The organism is Mesorhizobium sp. M8A.F.Ca.ET.021.01.1.1 (genome assembly GCF_003998025.1).
Classification (GTDB): domain Bacteria; phylum Pseudomonadota; class Alphaproteobacteria; order Rhizobiales; family Rhizobiaceae; genus Mesorhizobium.
The window spans coordinates 1-4,044 of sequence record NZ_RZSJ01000554.1; the positions used below are offsets into that span (position 1 = coordinate 1).

A 4,044-nucleotide genomic window follows, 5' to 3' on the forward strand; every position below is an offset into this window, starting at 1 on the left:
TGGCTGCATGATCCTGCTGCCATGCGATGTGACAGTTGAGAACGGGGCCTTTGAATGGCGGCGGGACATCGCCGAGCCGTCAACGAAGGGCCACCCGCGTTCGCCGCTCAGCTTCCATGTCGCCGAACAGCTCTCCGGCGCACCGTTGTCGAATGGGCTGGCGGCGATAAAATTCAACAGTTTCTGGACGATCGAGTTGGAGGAAGGCTGGTCCCTCTTCGCCACCCATCCGGTCAACCGCGATGATCTTCCTTTCCGCCTGGTGACTGGTGTCGTCGATTCGGATCACTTCCAGGACGCCGGCATCAATTTCCCGGCGATTTGGACCGACCAGGGTTTCTCCGGCGTGCTGGCGAAGGGCACGCCGGTCGCGCAATGCTTTCCCGTGCCGCGCGCCGCGCCCGAACTCGTTTTCGAAAGCTTCGATGTCACACGCAAAGCCTCCTATGAAAAAACCGTCGCCGATGTTCTTGCCGAACCCGGCGTCTACCGTAAGCAGTTTCGCGTGAAACGCGCCCGCTAGAGCTCCGATCCGAGTGCCGCCGCTCCAAATGCGACCCGACCTAATTTTTGTTTTTACCAAGCAAGCCCTTCAACGTTTCGCGATCGATCCAAAGCTTGCCGTGCGGCGCTGACGTCAGGGCCATCGCGATGGTGCCAAAGGTTGTGGCGCGCTGCCCGTAGGCCGTTCGATAGGCCTCGATCGCGGCGTCCATATCGCCCGCTTCCTGAAGTGCTACCCCCAGATTGACCGCCGCCTCGGCGTCGTCGGGGCGTATCTCCAGCGCTTTGCGATAGGCGGCCGCTGCCCCCACATGATCATGCAGATCCTGCCTGACAAGGGCGAGGTCGAACCATGCCGATGCGGGCGCGCTTCCCTTTACGGCCCGCTCCAGCAAGGGTGCCGCATCGGCGGGCATTCCGTCCTCGAACAGCATGCGGCCCAGGCGTGCTGCCGCCTCCGCCGAAAAGGGATCGGCAAGTGTCAGCTGTCGCCATACCTCGAGCGCATGGGCCCGGTCGCCTGCCTCGTCGAGCGTGCGCCCCTGCTCGATGAGCACAGCGGCGCCAGGCGCCAATTCCGCCGCGCGCGCGAGATGGAACAGTGCTTGGTCAAAATCCCGTACCGCCCGCGCCAAGCGGCCGGCGAGCAATTGGGCGGATGCGTTGTCAGCCCGGATCGCCAGACTTGCCTGGATATGGGCGCGGGCTTCCGATATCTCTCCCTTGGCGAAAAGAACGGCAGCCATAAGGTGGTTGAGGGCAGGGTCGTCAGCCGCCTCGCGAAGAGCCTCCCCGCAAAGCAGCCGTGCCTGCTCGTGGCGACCGGCGTTGAAGTCCGCCACGATGCGTCGCATCTGATTCTGGAGCTTCGGAACGCCCATCCCGATCTGCCTTCACGCTCGCGAACGAGAACCATTCCGCCGAATGATCGGTTCTACCCAGATCCAGACGTTGACGCTCCGCGCCTTGAGGTCAAGCCGCCCTCCGCAAAAAATCGGCCACTGGACGGCCGTTTCGGAGATTCCTGTCAGGGCGAGTGTGAGCTGTTTTCTTCCTCTGCCAGCCTTTCGGTGCCGTAGGCCTTGAGGAACATGCCGACGCCCGACCGGACAATGTGATCGATCTCGTCCTGGGTCGGTGCCTTGGTGCGGTAGGCGAAGATGCACTGCCGGAAAAGACCGGCCAGGCACAGTTCGGTGAACTGATAGGCGGCGAGGTCGACATCGTCGATCTCGAGCAGGCCGCGCTCGACGGCGGCGTTGAGGAAGACCACCACCTTGTCATGGCCGCGCTTGGGCCCGCGTTCGTAAAAACGCGCGCCCATGTCGGGTATCCTGTCGGAGGCGCCGATGACCGTGCGCTGCGCCTGGATGACCCTGGCCGAGGTGATCTTCATCGACAGGACCTTGCCGAACTTGACCAGCGTCTGGCGCAAATCGTCGGCGCGGTCGAGCATGTCGTACATGTTCTTGAAGATGGTGCCGCGCTCTTCCTCGATCAGCGCCTCGAACAACTCTTCCTTGTTGGCGAAGTAGACATAGATGGTGCCCTTGGAGACACCGGCCTCGCGCGTGATGTCGTTCATCGAGGCGGCCTCGAAGCCCTTTTCGATGAAGACGCGGCGGGCACCGTCGATGATCTGGCTGCGCTTGACCGGATCCTGTCCGGCTGCCGGGCGGCCACGGCGCAGACCATCGAGCAGATCCTCGCACTGGTCGGCTTCGGCGTTGCGCACAGTCTCAACCATAAAAATCACACCCCGAAAATAATTCGAACCAACCGGTTCGATTGCCCCTTGATATGGTCCTCTTTACGCGCTATGTCAACGCCCAGATCGAACCGAACGGTTCAGTATTATAACTTTAGAGAGATGTCATGTCCTCGAATACGTCCGTCACCGCCGAAGTCCGCCCTTTCCCCAACGCCAAGGTTGCCCCGGCGACGGAAGCGCCCGATGTGCATGTCCAGCCAGTCGTCGCACCGCCGCCGGATACTGAAGCTCCGGCCAAGAAGAAGCGCTCGGTGCGCTCTTTCCTGCTGCCGATCATCGGCCTTGCCCTTTTGAGCGGCGGCGCCTGGTACGGCTATGATTACTGGACCACGGGCCGCTTCATGATCTCCACGGACGATGCTTATGTCCAGGCCGACATGGCGTTCGTCTCGCCAAAAATTTCCGGCTATGTCGATCAGCTCCTGGTCAGCGAGAACCAGCAGGTCAAGGCCGGCGATCCGCTGCTGACGATCGATGCCGGCGACTACAAGATCGCCGTTGCCCAGGCCGAGGCGCAGATCGCCACGCTGGCCAAGACGCTCGACCGCATCGACGCGCAGACCAAGGCCGCGCAGGCCTCCCTGCAGCAGGCGCAGGCGCAGAAGGTCGCCGACCAGGCCGCCGCCGACAATGCCGGCCGCGCCCAGCAGCGCGCCGCGCAACTGGTCAAGACGCATGTCGGCACGCAGGCACAGCTGGACGACGCCCAGACCGCGCTCGACCAGGCCAAGGCCGCTCTCGTCGGCGCCGACGCGCAGATCGCCGCTGCGCAGGCCAATATCGGCGTGCTCGAGGCACAGCGTGCCGAATCGGCGAGCACGCTTGCCTCCTTGCAGCTCGGCCGCGACAAGGCCGCGCGCGATCTCTCTTTCACCGTGCTCAAGGCGCCGTATGACGGCGTCGTCGGCAACCGCTCCGTCGAACAGGGCGATCTGGTCAGCCCCGGCCAGAAGCTCGCCGTGGTCGTGCCGATGGACAAGCTCTACATCGTCGCCAACTTCAAGGAGACGCAGCTTGCCCGGCTGGTTCCCGGCGAAAAGGTCAACATCTCGGTGGACGCCATCGACGGCCACCCCATCCAGGGAACCGTCTCCTCGCTGGCGCCGGCGTCGGGCGCGGTGTTCTCGCTGCTGCCGCCGGAAAACGCCACCGGCAACTTCACCAAGGTGGTGCAGCGCGTGCCGGTCCGCATCGACGTGCCGGCCGATGCGCTGAAAACCGGCAAGCTGCGCGCGGGCTTGAGCGTCGTCGTCGCCGTCGACAGCCGCACGGCGCCTGCCGCGACCAGTAACTAATCGCTTTTCGGAGGGCGGCTTGGTGGCTGATTGAAGCACCTGGCCGCCCGGCCTGCCTCAAGGAGGCTTAGGACATGGCAACCGCAACCATCACCGCAGGATCGCCACCGGCCATGCCGGCGGTTCCCGACACGATTTCGACGCGACGCGTCATTGCCTTCCTGGCGATGGTGTTCGGCATGTTCATGGCGATCCTGGACATCCAGATCGTCTCGGCCTCGCTGGCCGAAATCCAGGCCGGCCTCAGCGCCAGTTCCGACGAGATCCCGTGGGTGCAGACAGCCTATCTGATCGCCGAGGTGGTCATGATCCCGCTGTCGGGCTTCCTCAGCCGGATGCTGTCGACGCGCGTGCTGTTCACCGTCGCGGCCGCGGGCTTCACCGCGGCCAGCGCGCTGGCCGCGACCGCCACCAACATCGACCAGATGATCGTCTACCGCGCCGTGCAGGGCTTCATCGGCGGCGGCATGATCC

The 4,044-nt window shown here is 63.9% G+C and carries 5 protein-coding genes; 3 read left to right on the forward strand and 2 right to left on the reverse strand.

The annotated features are described in order from the left end of the window. Nucleotides 1-523, forward strand: a 523-nt coding sequence (locus EOA36_RS29575) for a hypothetical protein (protein WP_127280512.1), incomplete at its 5' end; no start/stop codon positions are given. Nucleotides 524-563: 40 nt separating this feature from the next. Here EOA36_RS29575 and EOA36_RS29580 read toward each other — a convergent pair. Further along, a complete protein-coding gene (locus tag EOA36_RS29580) occupies nucleotides 564-1,385 on the reverse strand; it encodes a tetratricopeptide repeat protein (RefSeq protein ID WP_245464505.1) in 822 nt (273 codons plus the stop codon). A 146-nt stretch (nucleotides 1,386-1,531) separates the two neighbouring features. Beyond that, nucleotides 1,532-2,251, reverse strand: coding sequence for a TetR/AcrR family transcriptional regulator (locus tag EOA36_RS29585; RefSeq protein WP_127280513.1), 720 nt, complete (start codon nucleotides 2,249-2,251; stop codon nucleotides 1,532-1,534). 128 nt (nucleotides 2,252-2,379) lie between these two features. On the opposite strand from EOA36_RS29585, the gene EOA36_RS29590 reads away from it, so the two are divergent. Both EOA36_RS29590 and EOA36_RS29595 read left to right on the forward strand, forming a co-directional pair. Continuing rightward, a complete protein-coding gene (locus tag EOA36_RS29590; RefSeq protein WP_127280514.1) occupies nucleotides 2,380-3,570 on the forward strand; it encodes an HlyD family secretion protein in 1,191 nt (396 codons plus the stop codon). A gap of 74 nt (nucleotides 3,571-3,644) precedes the next feature. Further along, nucleotides 3,645-4,044, forward strand: a 400-nt coding sequence (locus EOA36_RS29595) for an MFS transporter (protein WP_127280515.1), incomplete at its 3' end; no start/stop codon positions are given.